The organism is Chromobacterium vaccinii, assembly GCF_001855275.1.
Classification (GTDB): domain Bacteria; phylum Pseudomonadota; class Gammaproteobacteria; order Burkholderiales; family Chromobacteriaceae; genus Chromobacterium; species Chromobacterium vaccinii.
In genome coordinates, this window is sequence record NZ_CP017707.1 from 2742894 (window position 1) to 2761229 (window position 18336).

11 protein-coding genes are annotated in these 18336 nt (G+C 65.2%); 6 read left to right on the forward strand and 5 right to left on the reverse strand.

The genetic code is table 11. The features are described from left to right. Positions 1–60: 60 nt before the first annotated feature. The 3 genes from aceE to BKX93_RS25145 all read right to left on the reverse strand — a co-directional run bounded on the left by aceE (position 61) and on the right by BKX93_RS25145 (position 4622). Complete coding sequence (gene aceE, locus BKX93_RS12755; protein WP_046168855.1) at positions 61–2724, reverse strand: pyruvate dehydrogenase (acetyl-transferring), homodimeric type; 2664 nt, start codon at positions 2722–2724, stop codon at positions 61–63. A 300-nt stretch (positions 2725–3024) separates the two neighbouring features. After that, on the reverse strand, positions 3025–4476 hold the full coding sequence (locus BKX93_RS12760) for a beta-barrel assembly-enhancing protease (protein WP_046159022.1): 1452 nt from the start codon (positions 4474–4476) through the stop codon (positions 3025–3027). Continuing rightward, positions 4473–4622, reverse strand: coding sequence for a hypothetical protein (locus BKX93_RS25145; protein WP_160300463.1), 150 nt, complete (start codon positions 4620–4622; stop codon positions 4473–4475). Before BKX93_RS25145 ends, BKX93_RS12760 begins: the two co-directional genes overlap by 4 nt. A gap of 133 nt (positions 4623–4755) precedes the next feature. On the opposite strand from BKX93_RS25145, the gene BKX93_RS12765 reads away from it, so the two are divergent. Both BKX93_RS12765 and BKX93_RS12770 read left to right on the forward strand, forming a co-directional pair. Then, positions 4756–5742, forward strand: coding sequence for a DUF2804 domain-containing protein (locus tag BKX93_RS12765; RefSeq protein ID WP_070980098.1), 987 nt, complete (start codon positions 4756–4758; stop codon positions 5740–5742). Positions 5743–5782: 40 nt separating this feature from the next. Further along, positions 5783–6538 carry a hypothetical protein gene (locus tag BKX93_RS12770; RefSeq protein WP_046159024.1) on the forward strand — a complete coding sequence of 252 codons (756 nt, stop codon included), beginning with the start codon at positions 5783–5785 and terminating at the stop codon, positions 6536–6538. A gap of 170 nt (positions 6539–6708) precedes the next feature. On the opposite strand, the gene BKX93_RS12775 is transcribed toward BKX93_RS12770, so the two are convergent. Continuing rightward, positions 6709–7269: an acetate uptake transporter gene (locus tag BKX93_RS12775; protein WP_070980099.1), complete on the reverse strand. Its 561-nt coding sequence runs from the start codon at positions 7267–7269 to the stop codon at positions 6709–6711. Positions 7270–7572: 303 nt separating this feature from the next. Here BKX93_RS12775 and BKX93_RS12780 point away from each other — a divergent pair, with 303 nt between their 5' ends. From BKX93_RS12780 to rlmH, 4 genes are all read left to right on the forward strand, one after another. Next, a complete protein-coding gene (locus tag BKX93_RS12780) occupies positions 7573–8154 on the forward strand; it encodes a beta-class carbonic anhydrase (RefSeq protein ID WP_046159026.1) in 582 nt (193 codons plus the stop codon). Further along, positions 8151–8789 (forward strand): nicotinate-nucleotide adenylyltransferase, encoded by a 639-nt coding sequence (nadD, locus tag BKX93_RS12785; RefSeq protein ID WP_046159027.1) that lies wholly within the window; start codon positions 8151–8153, stop codon positions 8787–8789. Before BKX93_RS12780 ends, nadD begins: the two co-directional genes overlap by 4 nt. A 78-nt stretch (positions 8790–8867) precedes the next feature. Continuing rightward, positions 8868–9236, forward strand: coding sequence for a ribosome silencing factor (rsfS, locus tag BKX93_RS12790; RefSeq protein WP_021475654.1), 369 nt, complete (start codon positions 8868–8870; stop codon positions 9234–9236). 66 nt (positions 9237–9302) lie between these two features. Further along, on the forward strand, positions 9303–9773 hold the full coding sequence (gene rlmH, locus BKX93_RS12795; RefSeq protein WP_021475653.1) for a 23S rRNA (pseudouridine(1915)-N(3))-methyltransferase RlmH: 471 nt from the start codon (positions 9303–9305) through the stop codon (positions 9771–9773). Between the two features lie 101 nt (positions 9774–9874). Here rlmH and BKX93_RS25710 read toward each other — a convergent pair whose 3' ends face one another. Further along, positions 9875–18331, reverse strand: a complete 8457-nt coding sequence (locus tag BKX93_RS25710) for a calcium-binding protein (protein ID WP_145929311.1) — start codon at positions 18329–18331, stop codon at positions 9875–9877. Positions 18332–18336 lie beyond the last annotated feature (5 nt).

An 18336-nucleotide genomic window follows, 5' to 3' on the forward strand; every position in this document is an offset into this window, starting at 1 on the left:
GATTCGCTTGCCTTGCAAAGACGGAAGGCCCCGGCCTGGGCCGGGGCTTCCATCCTGGAATCACACCTTCCAGCTCGGCAGCTTGTCAGTCTTGATGCCGTACTTGGCGATGGCTTCCGCCACCTTGGCGCCGTCAATCTTGCCGTCGCGGGCCAGAGCGGACAGGGCCGCCAGAGCCACGTGGTAGCGATCCACCTCGAAGAAGGAGCGCAGGTTGGCGCGGCTGTCCGAGCGGCCGAAGCCGTCGGTGCCCAGCACGACGTAGCGGCCCGGCACGTAGGCGCGGATCTGGTCGGCGTAGTTGCGGATGTAGTCGGTCGCGGCGATCACCGGGCCGTTGCGGGCGGCCAGCTGCTGCTCGACGTAGGAGGCGCGGGCCTCGGCGGTCGGGTTCAGCAGGTTGTGGCGCTCGGCTTCCATGCCGTCGCGGCGCAGCTGGTTGAAGGAGGTCACGCTCCAGATGTCGGCGGCTATGCCGAAGTCGGCCTTCAGCAGGTCGGCCGCGGCCATCACTTCGCGCAGGATGGTGCCGGAGCCCATCAGCTGCACCTTGACCTTGGCATCGCCGCCGTCCTGCAGCAGGTACATGCCCTTCAGGATGCCCTCTTCCGCGCCTGCCGGCATCGCCGGGTGAACGTAGTTTTCGTTCATCAGGGTCAGGTAGTAGAAGACGTCTTCCTGCTCGGCGTACATGCGGCGCATGCCGTCCTGCACGATCACGGCCAGCTCGTAGGCGAAGGTCGGGTCGTAGCTGATGCAGTTCGGGATCAGGCCGGCCTGGATGTGGCTGTGGCCGTCTTCGTGCTGCAGGCCTTCGCCGTTCAGCGTGGTGCGGCCGGCGGTGCCGCCCAAGAGGAAGCCGCGGGCGCGCATGTCGCCAGCCGCCCAGGCCAGGTCGCCGATGCGCTGGAAGCCGAACATCGAGTAGTAGATGTAGAACGGAATCATCGGCTGGCTGCTGTTGGCGTAGCTGGTCGCCGCGGCGATCCAGTCGGCCATCGCGCCCGGCTCGTTGATGCCTTCCTGCAGGATCTGGCCGTCCTTGGATTCCTTGTAGAACATCAGCTGGTCATGGTCCTGCGGCACGTAGTTCTGACCCTGGGTGGACCAGATGCCGTACTGGCGGAACATGCCTTCCATGCCGAAGGTGCGGGACTCGTCCGGCACGATCGGCACCACGCGCTTGCCGATGTTCTTGTCCTTCATGATGGTGCCCAGCATGCGGACGAAGGCCATCGTGGTGGAGAACTCGCGGTCGCCCGACGCTTGCAGCTGCGCGTCGAAGGCGGACAGTTCCGGCACCGCCAGCGGCTGGTTGACCGGATTGCGGGCCGGCAGGTAGCCGCCCAGCGCCGCGCGGCGTTCGCGCATGTACTTCATTTCCGGGCTGTCTTCGGCCGGCAGGTAGTACGGCACGTTCGGCAGGTCCTCGTCGGACACCGGGATGCCGAAGCGGTCGCGGAAATTGCGCAGGCTGTCCAGGTCCATCTTCTTGGCCTGGTGGGCGATGTTCTTGGCTTCGCCGGACGCGCCCATGCCATAACCCTTGATGGTCTTGGCCAGGATCACGGTCGGACGGCCGTTGGCGTTGTGGGTGGCCTCGTGGTAGGCCGCATACACCTTGTGCGGGTCATGGCCGCCGCGGTTGAGGTTCCACACCTCTTCGTCGGACATGTTGGCCACCATTTCGCGCAGCTCCGGGTACTTGCCGAAGAAATGCTCGCGAACGTAGCCGCCGTCTTTGGATTTGAAGGTCTGGTAGTCGCCATCCACGCACTCGTCCATGCGCTTCTTCAACAGGCCCTTGGTGTCCATGGCCAACAGCGGGTCCCAACGGGAGCCCCAGATCACTTTCAGCACATTCCAGCCGGAACCGCGGAAGTCGCCTTCCAGTTCCTGAATGATCTTGCCGTTGCCGCGCACCGGACCATCCAGGCGCTGCAGGTTGCAGTTGATCACGAACACCAGGTTGTCCAGGCCTTCGCGGGCGGCCATGGCGATGGCGCCCAGCGATTCCGGCTCGTCCATCTCGCCGTCGCCGCAGAAGCACCACACCTTGCGGCCCATGGTCTTGGCCAGGCCGCGGCTTTCCAGGTACTTCAGGAAGCGGGCCTGGTAGATGGCCATCAGCGGGCCCAGGCCCATGGATACGGTCGGGAACTGCCAGAAGTCCTTCATCAGCCATGGGTGCGGATAGGAGGACAGGCCCTTGCCGTCCACTTCCTGGCGGAAGTTGTCCATCTGGTCGGCGGTCAGGCGGCCTTCCATGAAGGCGCGGGAATACACGCCCGGGGCGATGTGGCCCTGGAAGTAGATCAGGTCGCCGTCCTGGTTTTCATTCTGGGCGCGCCAGAAATGGTTGAAACCGACGTCGTACAGCGTGGCGGAGGACTGGAAGGACGCGATGTGGCCGCCCAGCTCCAGATCCTTCTTGCCGGCGCGCAGCACCATGGCGGCCGCGTTCCAGCGGTTGATCGAGCGGATGCGATGCTCCATCTCGTGGTTGCCCGGGGACTTGGCTTCTTTGCCAACCGGGATGGTGTTCTGGTACGCGGTGGTGGCATCGAACGGCAGGTGGGCGCCGCGGCGGCGGGTGCGCTCGACCATGGTCTCCAGCAGGAAGTGCGCGCGTTCTGCGCCTTCGTTGTCCAGCACCGATTCCAGCGCTTCAGTCCACTCCTGGGTTTCCAACGGATCGATATCGTCAGGGAAAGTTGCAGCCATCTCTGGTCCTCACAGCGGGTGACTTCGGGGACCGAGTCTCGAACCGGCCGGCCCCGCGTTTATGCTATCGGCTCGGAAGCGAGCCAATGATTTGATTTGCGATTATAAACGAACAGTTTCGCAAATAAAAATGTTCATTTTCGAATGAGCATCGTGCGACCACGCCAGTGTACGACTGGATGGATTCGCAAAGGAATAGCCGTCGACAGCTAAGACAGCTGGAAGTCGCGAAAAAAACGGATGTTGCGCCGCATCATGTTGTTTTTTTGCGATAAACAACGCGATCCTGAAACAATTGTTTCAATTCCGCGCAGCCTTGCGCTCCTCCTTGGCCAGCTTCTCCACCTCGCGCAGACGGGCTTCCAGCATGGATCTCAAGTAGAAGTCGTCGCCCTTGGCCTTGCCGGCCAGCTGGTACTGCTCCAGCGCCGCGCCGTAGCGTTGTTCGTAATAGAACGCATTGCCCAAGGCGGCGTGGTAACGCAGCGGGTCCTTGTCGGCGTACAGCTTCGCCTCGCGCCGATACAGCGCCGGATCGTCGCGCCGGTTGTCCAGCAGCTGGCGCAACTGCGCCTGGGCGGCCTTGCGGTCGCCGCCGTCCAGCGCGGCGTCCAGCTGGGCCAGTTGCAGCGACTCGCTGCGCGGGAAAACCGACAGGCCCTCGCTGGCGGCGCGGGTGGCGGCGGCCCAGTCGCGGCCGTCGCGGGCGATCTCCACCTCCAGCCCGTACAGCATCGGATTGTCCGGCAGCTTGGCGCGGGCCTTGGCCAAGGCCTCGCTGGCGCCCTTGCGGTCATGCTGCAGCAACTTGGCGCGCGCCAGGCCATACCAATTTGCGCCTTCGCTGAGGAACAAGCCGCGCTGCAGCGCGCTGTCGTAATGGGAAACCGCCTCTTCCGGCGACATGGTCAGCGTGCGCAGCTTCTCGCGCACCAGCAGGTAGTCGACGCTGTCGGCGCGCATCCGCACCGGGTAGTCCAGCGCGCGGTTCTGCGCCTCGCTGATCCGCTCCAGCGTCACCGGGTGGGTGCGCAAAAAGGCGTAGGCGGTGTTGTCGCTGTAGCGGCTGGCCTGCTCCAGCCGCTGGAAGAAGGACGCCATGTAGCGCACGTCGAAGCCGGCGGCGCCCATGTATTGCATGCCGACGCGGTCCGCCTCGCGCTCGAAATCGCGCGAGAACGCCAGCTGGCGGGAAATGGACAGGCCCATGCCGGCCGACACCGCGCCCATCGCGCCCTCGCCGCTGCCGGCCTTGGCCGCCAACGCGGCGGCGACGATGGTGCCCAGCAGCAGCAAGGGGCTGGTGGCGCTGTTGGCCGCCTGCATCCGCGCGATGTGGCGCTGGGCGACGTGAGCGGTTTCGTGTCCAAGCACGGCGGCCAGCTCGCCTTCGCTCTGGGAGGCCAGCATCAGGCCGATATTGATGCCGACATAGCCGCCGGGCATGGCGAAAGCGTTGATGCCGGGATCAGCGACGCAGAAATAGGTGAAATGGACGCCCGGCACCGCGGCCGCCGCGGCCAGCCGGCCGCCGATGCCGTTCAGGTAGGCGTTGACCTCGGGGTCGTCCACCACGTCGCCGGCTTCCCGCATCGCGCGCAGCGCGTCGCGGCCGATGCGCGCCTCGTCGGACAATGACAGCGAGGCGTCGGAAATCTCGCCCAGATCGGGCAGATCGGCGCGGACGGTCAGCGGCTGGGCCAGCGTGGAGGCCAGCAGCGCGCACAGCAGGCTTTTCTTCGCGAAGCTCATGGCAGCCGCGAACGGATCAAGCCGGCATCGGCAAAGCCGCGCGCAATGTTGAACAATTGCACCCATTCGCCATGACGAAAGGGTTCATCCAGGCTTTCCGCACGGGGCGGCTTCTGCAACGCGAACAGCAGGCGGCTTTTCATCATAGGGCTTATGATAGCCGCGAACGATGCGAAATGGCATGCGCGCAATTGTGCGCAATGTTAAACAATTGTAGCGCGCTGCCATGACGGTCGGATTCCGCTAGACTCGATCGCATCCCCCTACCGGTGCCTCGCCATGCCCACCCTGCCCTCCGCCCCGCTCCGCCTCACCGCTCCGGATGGCCGCGCCGCCTTCGGCGTCTACCAGGGCATCGTGCCCGAGCTGAGCTGGCGGGCGCTGGCGCTGACGCCGCTGCAGCGCCTGTCCCGCAAGCTGCACCACAAGCGCTGGCAGTACGCGGCCCTCGCCCACGACGATTTCCTGATCGCCGCCGCAGTGGTGGACGTGGGCTGGAACGGCACCGCCTTCGCCTATCTGTTCGACCGCAAGCAAGGAAAAGTAGCGGCCGCCGCCAGCGCCAACGGCTTGCCCGGCATCGGCGTCAGCATGGCCGACCGCGCCTTCGGCGACGCCCGCTTCCGTCTCCCCGGCAAGCGCTTCGCCTTCGAGCGCGCCGGCGACGTTCTGCGCCTGAGCGTGGCCAGCCGCGAACTGAGCCTGGACGCGGAGATCGACCTCTCCGCGATGCCGCCGGTGCTCGCGGTGGTGGCGCCGGCCAATTATCTGGCCCACAGCACCCACAAGAGCGGCGGCCTGCCCGCGCGCGGCGAGGCCCGCTGCGCGGCCGGACGCTACGATCTGTCCGCCGCCACCGCCTCGCTCGACTACTCCAACGGCCTCTTGGCCCGCGAAACGCGCTGGTGCTGGGCCAGCGCCCACGGCGCCGGCATCGGCTTCAATCTGCAGCAGGGCTATATGGGCCGCGAGGAAAACGCGGTGTGGCTGGACGGCCGGCTGTGGCGCGTCGGCTCGGCGACGTTCGACTACCAGGCGGAAAACCCGCTGGCGCCATGGCGCATCCGCAGCGACGACGGCATGGTGGACCTGGTCTTCACGCCGGAAGGCGCGCGACGCGAGGACAAGAACCTGATCGTCGCCGCCAGCCGCTACGTGCAGCCGGTGGGCCGCTTCGACGGCGAACTGATCGACCCCGACAGCGGAACGCGCCACGCGGTGCGCGCGCTGGCCGGCGTCACCGAGGACCATGTCTCGCGCTGGTAAAACTGCGCTGCTCACCAGAGACTTTGAACAGGCTATCAAGATGCTGCTGTTGAAATTGCTGCTGGTGCCGGCGCTGATCTGGCTGATCAGCGCCGCCGCCAGAAAATGGGGACCGGGCGTGGCCGGCGCGCTGGCCGGCTTCCCGGTGATCACCGGATCGATCCTGCTGATCCTGACGCTGGAGCAAGGACCGGACTTCGCCCGCCAGGCGGCGCTGGCCTCCGCGATGGGCGCCGCCGCCAACGTGGTGTTCGGCATCGCCTACAGCTGGTCGGCGTTGCGCTGGCGCTGGCCGCTGTGCCTGCCGCTGGGCGTGGCCGGCTACGCGCTCGCCGTCGCCGCCAGCCAGGCCGCGGCGCTGCCGCCGTGGCCCGCGGCGATGCTGGGCCTGGCCTTCCTGCCCTTGGCCGGCTTCCTGTTTCCCGCCCCCCCCGCCACGACGAACCCCCTTCCCCGCGAAGCCGGCATGGCGCTGCGGATGGCGGCCGGCGCGCTGCTGGTGCTGATCATCACCAGCCTGTCGCAACGGCTGGGGCCGGCGCTCAGCGGCGTGCTGGCGGTGTTTCCGGTGCTGGCCAGCGTGCTGGGCGTCTTCACCCACGCCAGCGCCGGCCCCGCCGCCGCCATCCGCCTGCTGCGCGGCATGGTGCGCGGCTTCTACGCCTTCATCGCCTTCTGCCTGGCCCTGGCCGGCGCGCTGGACGCGCTGCGGCCGGCCTCCGCCTTCCTGCTGGCGCTGAGCCTGGCGGTGCTGGTGCAGCTGGCCGTGATGTGGCTGGGCCGGCATCGCCACTGAGAGCGGCTAACAGAACCCCTTATGCTGCGTTGCGCCGACTTGCCGTACTGCTTGTACTGTCTGCGTCGGCGCGCCTTGCCTCAGCCGTAAAACTGAGTTTTGTTAGCCACTTTAAGCCGGCAATAAAAAACGCCCCATGCGGGGCGTCGGAATGCGGGAGCGGATCGCTTTCAGCGCGCGCCCACCGGCCACACGGTGCGGCCGTATTGCTCGTTCAGCACGGTGGCCATCGCCAGATAGATGGCGCTGGCGCCGCAGACGATGCCTTCGAAGCCGGCGATCATGCCGATCACCGCGTTGCCGGTGAAATCGCGCGCCGCCAGCAGGAAGAACAGCACGGTCAGCGAGGCGAACACGAACTGCTTGACCCGAGGGTAATTGACGGCGCCCACCAGCATGAACAGCGTGAACACGCCCCACATCAGCAGGTACCAGCCCATATAGCCTTCCGGCGTCTGGTCGGCCAGGCCGGTCTTGGGCAGCACGATCAGCAGCACCAGGCTCAGCCAGAACAGGCCGTAGGACAGGAAGGCGGTGACGCCGAAAGTGTTGCCGCGGCGGAACTCCATGATGCCGGCGACGATCTGCGCCAGGCCGCCATAGCACAGGCCCATCGCCAGGATCATCGCGCTGATCGGGTAGAAGCCGGCGTTGTGGATATTGAGAAGAATGGTGGTCATGCCGAAGCCCATCAGGCCCAGCGGGGCCGGGTTGGCCAGTTTTTCGTTCACGAAACGCTCCAGAATAAGCAAGCAGTAATATTTAAGGAGGCGCGATTCTAGGCAAGCCGGTCCGGCGCGGCAAGGAGATTCGTCAAACTCTGTATAATTAGTGTGAGGACCAACTCTGCTTGCAATCGCCGCCTTCGCCCCCATCTGCACAGACCGATTCGGCCGCGAATTTCTGTCCTGATTCTGCCGACTGGTGGTAGCATGCCGCCCGGAATAGAGCAAAGCCTCCAGAGCGAATTCACCTATGCGCCCGCCGGACGCACAGGTGAATCCGTCCCGCTATCCGCACAGGAAACCGTACCCATGGACCGACTGAATACCCTGCTCGAGCACAACCGCGCCTTCGTGGAAAACCGCGAATACGAGCAATACAAGACCGACAAGTTTCCCGGCAAGGGCCTGGCCATCCTCGCCTGCATGGATGCCCGCATGGTGGAGCTGCTGCCCAAGGCGATGGGCCTTAAGAACGGCGACGCCAAGCTGATCAAGAACGCCGGCGCGCTGATCACCCACCCCTGGGGCTCGGTGATGCGCAGCCTGATCATGGCGGTGTACGAATTGCGCGCCGACGAGATCTGCGTGGTCGCCCACCGCGATTGCGGCATGCGCGCGGTCGATCCGCAGCGCGTGCTGAACCACGCGATGGAGCGCGGCGTGTCGGAAGACACCATCGCCACCCTGCGCGCGGCCGGCATCGACCTGGACGGCTGGCTGAAAGGCTTCGACAACGTGTCCGACAGCGTGCGCCACACCGTGCAGACCATCCGCAACCATCCCTTGATGCCCAAGGACGTTCCGGTGCACGGCATGGTGATCCACCCGTCCACCGGCCGGCTGGAAATGGTGATCAACGGCTACGGCGACGAGGAAGCGCCGGCGGCATGAACGCCCGCGTCGGCGTGTTCGGCGGCACTTTCGATCCCGTCCACCATGCCCACCTGCGCATGGCGCGCGCCTTCGCCGACGAACTGGCGCTCGACGAAGTCAGGTTGATCCCCGCCGGCCAACCCTACCATAGGCAGGAAGGGCCGCGCGCCAGCGCCGCGCAACGCCTGGACATGGTGAAGCTGGCCATCGCCGCCGACGCCAGGTTGACGGTGGACGAGCGCGAGATCCGCCGCCACCGCCCGGCCTATACCGTGGACACGCTGCGCGAACTGCGCGCCGAACTGGGCGCAGCCGCCGAGCTGTGGTTTCTGGTCGGCGGCGACTCGCTGGCGGCGCTGTCCTCGTGGAAGGATTGGCGCGAGCTGTTCCGCCTCGCCAACCTCGCCGTCGCGATGCGGCCCGGCTTCGATCCGGCCGCCCTCCCCCCCGAAGTCCGCCAAGAGTGGCAGGCCCGCCAAGTATCTGATTTTTCAAATCGAACGGCTTCCGGTACAATCCGCCCCCTGGCCCTCCCGCCGCTCGATCTGTCCGCCACCCGCCTGAGGGCCCAGCTGGCCGCCGACGAGCCGGTGGAAGGTCTGATCGATCCCGCCGTGCTGGCTTACATCCGCCGGCAGCGGCTATACCGGTAGGGCACCGCCCCACCCGCTCTTTTTGGTACCTCTTGCCGGCGCCTGTGCCTGCTATGTACCGGCACAGGAAAAGGAATCATGGAAATTCAAGAAATCAGCAAACTGGCCGTAGAGGCTCTGGAAGACGTCAAGGGCAAGGACATCATCGAACTGGATACCAGCGAGCTCACCTCGCTGTTCCAACGCATGATCGTCGCCACCGGCGACTCCAACCGCCAAGTGAAGGCGCTGGCCAACAGCGTGCAGGTGAAACTGAAGGAAGCCGGCGTGGACATCGTCGGCAGCGAAGGCCACGAAAGCGGCGAGTGGGTGCTGGTGGACGCCGGCGACGTGGTGGTGCATGTGATGCTGCCCGCCGTGCGCGACTACTACGACATCGAGGCGCTGTGGGGCGGCCAGAAGCCGAGCTTCGCGCTGGGCGCCGCCAAACCGTGGTCGGCGGTATAAGCTGACCGAACAAGGGCGGGTTCTTCCCGCCCTTTCGTTTTTCCTCCTCCGCACAAGCCCTTCCCGATGAAAATCACCATACTCGCCGTCGGCACCAAGATGCCGCGCTGGGTCGACGAGGCCTATACCGATTACGCCAAGCGCTTCGGCCGCGACATCACGCTGGAACTGAAAGAGATCAAGCCGGAGAAGCGCGGCGGCGGCGTCACCGCCGAGAAGGGCATCGCCGCCGAGCACGAGCGGCTGATTGCCGCCATCCCGCCGCGCGCGCGGCTGGTGGTGATGGACGAGCGCGGCAAGAACTGGACCTCGGTCAAGCTGGCAGAGGGATTGAAGGAATGGATGGCCGGCGGCGACGACGTGGTGTTCGTCATCGGCGGCGCCGACGGCCTATCGCAAGAGCTGAAGCAGCGCGCCGACGTGCTGCTGCAATTGTCGGCGATGACATTGCCGCACGGCATGGTGCGGGTGATGCTGGCCGAACAGATCTACCGCGCCTACTCCATCCTCAACAACCACCCTTATCATCGCGAATAGCGCGCCGTCGCTCGGCCATGAAAACAGCCCCGCGGCATGAGCCGGCGGGGCTGTCGTTTTTTGCGGCCCTGCCGCGCGCAAGGCGCGGCGGGGCTAAGCGCTTACTTCCAGCTGGATGCCATCACCGGCTGCAATGCCGCCTGGTAATCGGCCGGCAGGGTCATCTGGCCCGCCGCCGGCGGGTTGAACGCCGCCATCGCCGTCACCAGCGCCTGCACCTGCGAAGCCGCCAGCGCCTTGCCGTCGCCGGAACGGATGGTTTCCAGCTGGTTGGCGGCATTGCCGAACCAGTTTTCCACCACCACCTTGTCGCCGCCGCCGATCACGCTGACTTCCAGACTGTTGTTCTGCTTGCGGAACCACAGCTGGTCGGCATTGACGCCCGGGTCGAACTCCAGCGCGTCCTGCCCGCCGGAATCCTGCACCAGATCCGCGCCGTCGCCGCGGCCGAAACGGTAGGTATCGTTGCCGTTACCACCATTCAGCGTATCGTTGCCGATGCCGCCGCGCAGCGTGTCGTTGCCTTCTTCGCCGAACAGGCCGTCGTCGCCCGCTCCGCCTTCGATCAGGTCGTTGCCGTTGCCGCCGTACAGCGAGTCGTTGCCGCCGTTGCCCTGGATCCAGTCGTCGACGTCGCCGCCGCGCAGCGTGTCGCCCAGCTCGGTGCCCACCAGCGGCACGCCTTGCTTCATCAGCTGGTCGGCCGTCCACTTCACGCCGCTGGCGAAGGTGATCTGCTCGATCCAGTTCAGCTGGCTGGCGAACCAGTCCTTCACCGTCACGCTGTCTCGGCCGTTGACGTGGCGGAACACCATGTCGTTGCCGCTGCGCAGCACCTGGATGTCGGTATCCTTGATGTCGGCGCCGAAACGCAGCTCATCGCCGCCATCGTTCGCGCTGGCCGCCTTATCCAGAATGACATCCTGGCCATCGCCCAGATTGAACAAATAGACATCACGGCCATAACCACCGGTCAACGTATCGTTGCCGGCTCCGCCCTCCAGAGTGTTGCCATAGCCATACCAGGCTGCGGTCAGCACATCGTTGCCCGCGCCGCCGCGCAAGGTGTCGCCTTCGTTACGATAGGCGCCGCCTTCGCCGCCGATCAGCGTGTCGTCGCCGTCGCCGCCTTCCAGCAGGTCGGCATCGTTGCCGCCATGCAGGTAGTCGTTGCCGGCGCCGCCCTGCAAGGTATCCCGGCCCGCATCGCCATACAGCTTGTCGTTGCCTTCCCCGCCTTGCAGCACATCGTTGCCGTTGCCGCCGATCAATGTGTCATCGCCAGCTTCGCCGTACAGCGTGTCGTCACCATCCTCGCCATATAGCTGGTCATCGCCCATGCCGCCGTTGAGGGTGTCGTTGTCGCCGCCGCCTTTTAGCAGATCGTTGCCGGCACCGCCCACTATCCAGTCGCGGACGTTGCCGCCTTGCAGCGTATCGGCCAGATCGGTGCCCACCAGCGGCAGCTCCCGCTTCATCAGATCTTCCGCCATCCACTTCACGCCGGAGGCGAAGGTGATCTGCTCGATCCAGTACAGCTTGTCGACAAACCAGTCCTTCACCGTCACGCTGTCCCGGCCGTTGACGTGGCGGAACACCATGTCGTTGCCGCTGCGCAGCACCTGGATGTCGCTTTCCTTGATGTCGGCGCCGAAACTCAGCTCATCGCCGCCATCGTTCGCGCTGGCCGCCTTATCCAGAATGACATCCTGGCCATCGCCCAGATTGAACAAATAGACATCACGGCCATAACCACCGGTCAACGTATCGTTGCCGGCTCCGCCCTCCAGAGTGTTGCCATAGCCATACCAGGCTGCAGTCAGCACATCGTTGCCCGCGCCGCCGCGCAAGGTGTCGCCTTCGTTACGATAGGCGCCGCCTTCGCCGCCGATCAGCGTGTCGTCGCCGTCGCCGCCTTCCAGCAGGTCGGCATCGTTGCCGCCATGCAGGTAGTCGTTGCCGGCGCCGCCCTGCAAGGTATCCCGGCCCGCATCGCCATACAGCTTGTCGTTGCCTTCCCCGCCTTGCAGCACATCGTTGCCGTTGCCGCCGATCAATGTGTCATCGCCAGCTTCGCCGTACAGCGTGTCGTCACCATCCTCGCCATATAGCTGGTCATCGCCCATGCCGCCGTTGAGGGTGTCGTTGTCGCCGCCGCCTTTTAGCAGATCGTTGCCGGCACCGCCCACTATCCAGTCGCGGACGTTGCCGCCTTGCAGCGTATCGGCCAGATCGGTGCCCACCAGCGGCAGCTCCCGCTTCATCAGATCTTCCGCCATCCACTTCACGCCGGAGGCGAAGGTGATCTGCTCGATCCAGTACAGCTTGTCGACAAACCAGTCCTTCACCGTCACGCTGTCCCGGCCGTTGACGTGGCGGAACACCATGTCGTTGCCGCTGCGCAGCACCTGGATGTCGCTTTCCTTGATGTCGGCGCCGAAACTCAGCTCATCGCCGCCATCGTTCGCGCTGGCCGCCTTATCCAGAATGACATCCTGGCCATCGCCCAGATTGAACAAATAGACATCACGGCCATAACCACCGGTCAACGTATCGTTGCCGGCTCCGCCCTCCAGAGTGTTGCCATAGCCATACCAGGCTGCGGTCAGCACATCGTTGCCCGCGCCGCCGCGCAAGGTGTCGCCTTCGTTACGATAGGCGCCGCCTTCGCCGCCGATCAGCGTGTCGTCGCCGTCGCCGCCTTCCAGCAGGTCGGCATCGTTGCCGCCATGCAGGTAGTCGTTGCCGGCGCCGCCCTGCAAGGTATCCCGGCCCGCATCGCCATACAGCTTGTCGTTGCCTTCCCCGCCTTGCAGCACATCGTTGCCGTTGCCGCCGATCAATGTGTCATCGCCAGCTTCGCCGTACAGCGTGTCGTCACCATCCTCGCCATATAGCTGGTCATCGCCCATGCCGCCGTTGAGGGTGTCGTTGTCGCCGCCGCCTTTTAGCAGATCGTTGCCGGCACCGCCCACTATCCAGTCGCGGACGTTGCCGCCTTGCAGCGTATCGGCCAGATCGGTGCCCACCAGCGGCAGCTCCCGCTTCATCAGATCTTCCGCCATCCACTTCACGCCGGAGGCGAAGGTGATCTGCTCGATCCAGTACAGCTTGTCGACAAACCAGTCCTTCACCGTCACGCTGTCCCGGCCGTTGACGTGGCGGAACACCATGTCGTTGCCGCTGCGCAGCACCTGGATGTCGGTATCCTTGATGTCGGCGCCGAAACTCAGCTCATCGCCGCCATCGTTCGCGCTGGCCGCCTTATCCAGAATGACATCCTGGCCATCGCCCAGATTGAACAAATAGACATCACGGCCATAACCACCGGTCAACGTATCGTTGCCGGCTCCGCCCTCCAGAGTGTTGCCATAGCCATACCAGGCTGCGGTCAGCACATCGTTGCCCGCGCCGCCGCGCAAGGTGTCGCCTTCGTTACGATAGGCGCCGCCTTCGCCGCCGATCAGCGTGTCGTCGCCGTCGCCGCCTTCCAGCAGGTCGGCATCGTTGCCGCCATGCAGGTAGTCGTTGCCGGCGCCGCCCTGCAAGGTATCCCGGCCCGCATCGCCATACAGCTTGTCGTTGCCTTCCCCGCCTTGCAGCACATCGTTGCCGTTGCCGCCGATCAATGTGTCATCGCCAGCTTCGCCGTACAGCGTGTCGTCACCATCCTCGCCATATAGCTGGTCATCGCCCATGCCGCCGTTGAGGGTGTCGTTGTCGCCGCCGCCTTTTAGCAGATCGTTGCCGGCACCGCCCACTATCCAGTCGCGGACGTTGCCGCCTTGCAGCGTATCGGCCAGATCGGTGCCCACCAGCGGCAGCTCCCGCTTCATCAGATCTTCCGCCATCCACTTCACGCCGGAGGCGAAGGTGATCTGCTCGATCCAGTACAGCTTGTCGACAAACCAGTCCTTCACCGTCACGCTGTCCCGGCCGTTGACGTGGCGGAACACCATGTCGTTGCCGCTGCGCAGCACCTGGATGTCGCTTTCCTTGATGTCGGCGCCGAAACTCAGCTCATCGCCGCCATCGTTCGCGCTGGCCGCCTTATCCAGAATGACATCCTGGCCATCGCCCAGATTGAACAAATAGACATCACGGCCATAACCACCGGTCAACGTATCGTTGCCGGCTCCGCCCTCCAGAGTGTTGCCATAGCCATACCAGGCTGCGGTCAGCACATCGTTGCCCGCGCCGCCGCGCAAGGTGTCGCCTTCGTTACGATAGGCGCCGCCTTCGCCGCCGATCAGCGTGTCGTCGCCGTCGCCGCCTTCCAGCAGGTCGGCATCGTTGCCGCCATGCAGGTAGTCGTTGCCGGCGCCGCCCTGCAAGGTATCCCGGCCCGCATCGCCATACAGCTTGTCGTTGCCTTCCCCGCCTTGCAGCACATCGTTGCCGTTGCCGCCGATCAATGTGTCATCGCCAGCTTCGCCGTACAGCGTGTCGTCACCATCCTCGCCATATAGCTGGTCATCGCCCATGCCGCCGTTGAGGGTGTCGTTGTCGCCGCCGCCTTTTAGCAGATCGTTGCCGGCACCGCCCACTATCCAGTCGCGGACGTTGCCGCCTTGCAGCGTATCGGCCAGATCGGTGCCCACCAGCGGCAGCTCCCGCTTCATCAGATCTTCCGCCATCCACTTCACGCCGGAGGCGAAGGTGATCTGCTCGATCCAGTACAGCTTGTCGACAAACCAGTCCTTCACCGTCACGCTGTCCCGGCCGTTGACGTGGCGGAACACCATGTCGTTGCCGCTGCGCAGCACCTGGATGTCGCTTTCCTTGATGTCGGCGCCGAAACTCAGCTCATCGCCGCCATCGTTCGCGCTGGCCGCCTTATCCAGAATGACATCCTGGCCATCGCCCAGATTGAACAAATAGACATCACGGCCATAACCACCGGTCAACGTATCGTTGCCGGCTCCGCCCTCCAGAGTGTTGCCATAGCCATACCAGGCTGCAGTCAGCACATCGTTGCCCGCGCCGCCGCGCAAGGTGTCGCCTTCGTTACGATAGGCGCCGCCTTCGCCGCCGATCAGCGTGTCGTCGCCGTCGCCGCCTTCCAGCAGGTCGGCATCGTTGCCGCCATTCAGCGAGTCATTGCCGGTGCCGCCGAACAGGCTGTCGTTGCCGTCCGCGCCGACCAATACGTCGTCGCCGCCCAGGCCGAAGATCACATCGTTGCCCTTGCCCCCGGTCAGCGTGTCCTTACCCTCGGTGCCGGTCAGTGTCGCGCCGGACAGGCTGAGCAGTTCAACCAGGCTCCAGTTGGCGCCGCCGGCGAAGGTGATGTGTCCGCCCCAGTTGGCGTTGACGGTCAACGCATTCTGGATGGTGATGCTGTCCTGGCCATTGCGATGCTTGAGGATCACGTCCAAGCCGCTGCGCGCCACGACGATGTCGCTGACGGCGATGCCGACGCCGAAGCGGATTTCATCGCCCACGCTCCACGCCACCGCCGCGCTGCTGCCATCGAAGCGGATCACGTCCTGGCCGTCGCCCAGATTAAAAATGTAGACGTCGCGTCCCGCGCCGCCGTCCAACACATCATTGCCGGTTCCGCCCTTGAGCGTGTCGTCGCCGCCCAGGCCGATCAGGGTGTCGTTGCCTGCGCCGCCGTCCAGCACGTCGTTGCCGGCTCCGCCCTGCAGCTGATCGTCGCCCGCGCCGCCGGTAATGACGCCGCTAGCCCACTGGCTGATCTGCGCCGAGCTCCAGCTGGTGCCGTCGGCGAAGATCACGCTACCCACCTGGGCGGAGGTCGCGCTGAACCAGTTCTGGATCAGGATGGAGTCGCTGCCGTTGACGTGCTTGAGGATCACGTCGTTGCCGGCGCGCACCACGACGATGTCCGAAACCGAGATGCCCACGCCCAGGCGGATTTCGCTCTGGTGGCTGACGGAAACATTGATCGAGTTGTTGATGATGACGTCGTTGCCGTCGCCCAGGTTGAACACGTAGATGTCGCGGCCCGCGCCGCCCTTCAGCGTGTCGTTGCCCCTGCCGCCTTCCAGCACCGCGCTGCCGCCGACGCTGATCAGCACATCGTTGCCTGCGCCGCCCTGCAGCGTGTCGCTGACATTGCCGCCGATCAGGATGTCGTTGCCGTCGCCGCCGACATGCAGGCCGTTCGCCCACTGGCTGATCTGCACCGAAGTCCAGCTCGCGCCGTCGGCGAAGATCACGCTGCCCACCTGGGCGGAAGTCGCGCTGAACCAGTTCTGGATCAGGATGGAGTCGCTGCCGTTGACGTGCTTGAGGATCACGTCGTTGCCGGCGCGCACCACGACGATGTCCGAAACCGAGATGCCCACGCCCAGGCGGATTTCGCTCTGGTGGCTGCCGGAAACGTTGACCGAGTTGTTGATGATGACGTCGTTGCCGTCGCCCAGGTTGAACACGTAGATGTCGCGGCCCGCGCCGCCTTTCAGCGTGTCGTTGCCCCTGCCTCCTTCCAGCACCACGGTGCCGCCGACGCTGACCAGCACGTCGTCGCCGGCGCTGCCCTTGATCGTGTCGTTGCCGCCGACCACGATCAGCTTCTGCAGATCGGCCGCGCTCCAGCGGACGCCGTCGGCGAACACCACCTCGCCGGCCCAACCCATCTTGTCTACCGCGCCGTTCTTGATGGTGATGCCGTCCTGGCCGTTGGCCAGCATCAGCACCAAATCATTGCTGGATTTCAACACCTTCACATCGGCGGCCTTGATGCCGGCCAGGAAGCGGATCTGGTCGCCCTTGCTGTACTGCGCCATCTTGGCCGCGGCCACGCCGTAGTTGATCTGGTCGCGGCCGCCGCCCAGGCCGAACTCGAACACGTCGCGGCCCTTGTTGCCCACCAGCACGTCGTTGCCGGAACCGCCGCGGAAGGTATCGTCGCCATTGCCGCCGATCAGCGTGTCGTTGCCGGCGCCGCCGTCGAGAATGTCCGCGCCGTCCTCGCCCTGCAGCAGGTCGTCGCCATCGGTGCCGTTCTGCATGCCCACCACGCGCTGGATCAGCTCCGCGCCCAGCCACACGCTGCCGTCGGCGAACACGATCTGGCCCTGCCAGCCGTGCTCGATGCTGAAGCCGCCCTGGATGGTGATGGAGTCGCTGCCATTGACGTGGACCAGCACGATATCGTCGCCCACTTGCTGCACGCGGATGTCCGAGACCGAAATGCCGACGCCGAAGCGGATCTCGTCATGCAGCGTCACCGCCACGTCCACATTGTGCGCGGCGATCACGTCATGGCCGTGGCCGGCCTCGAACACGTACACGTCGCTGCCGGCGCCGCCCACCAGGGTGTCGCTGCCGATGCCGCCGATCAGGGTGTCCGATGCGCCGTTGCCGATCAGCACGTCGTTGCCGGCCCCGCCGATCAGCACATCGCTGCCTTCCCAGCCGGTCAGGGTGTCGTCGCCGTCGGTGCCGGTCAGCGTGACGCGCAGATCGGCCTGGGTCCAGACCGTGCCGTCGGCGAACACGATGCGCTCCACGCGGCTGCCGGCGGCGGCGAAATAGCCCTCCACCGTCACGCTGTCGCTGCCGTTGGCGTGCTTGAGCACCAAGTCCATGCCCACCCGCACCGCAACCATGTCCTTCACCACGATGCTCGCGCCGAAGCGGATCTCGTCCTGCGCCGAGACATCCACGCTGGCCGTTTCACGGATCACGTCCGCGCCGTCGCCCAGGTTGAAGATGTAGATGTCGGCGTCCGCGCCGCCGATCAGGGTGTCGTTGCCCCTGCCGCCTTCCAGCACATTGCGGCCGCTGCCGCCATCCAGCCAATCGTCGCCGTCGCCGCCTTGCAGCGTGTCGTCGCCATCGTCGCCCAACAGCTTGTCGTTGCCTGCGCCGCCTTCCAGCCAATCGTCGCCGCCTCGGCCGTTCAGGGTGTCGTTGCCGCCCAAGCCGATCAGATGATCCTTGCCGATCCAGCCGGTCAGCGCCTCCTTGCGGTCAGTGCCGGTTTGCGTGATCACGCGTTGCGCCAGGTCGGCGGTGCTCCAGCTGGCGCCATCGGCGAAGCTGATCTTCTCGATCCAGAAACTCTTGTCGGCGAACCAACCCTTGATCGTCACTGCGTCGTCGCCGTTGCGGTGCGACAGCACCAGATCGTCGCCGACATGCTCCAGCTGGATGTCTTCCGGACGGATGCCGGGGCCGAAACGCAATTCGTCGCGGTAGGCCGGATCGGTATCCGCGGCGTCGCGCTTGTCCTGGGCATTGTCGGTCAGCGTGTCGTAGCCATCCCCCAGATTGAACAGGTAGAGATCGCCGTCCACGCCGCCTATCAAGGTATCGTTGCCTGCGCCGCCAGCCAGCACATTGTTGCCGCTGCCGGCGTTCAACAGATCATCCCCGGCCCCGCCCTGCAAGGTATCGTTGCCGGCATAGCCGTTCAATACATCGTCGCCGTCTCCGCCTTGCAGCAGATCGTTGCCTTCATAGCCATTCAGCGTATCGTTGCCGCCATTGCCGTTCAGCGTGTCGTCGCCGTCGCCGCCATTGATCACCTCTCCCTTGTCGGTACCATTCAATACCTTGCCGGGGCTCTCTTGCGAAGTTGCCATTTTTT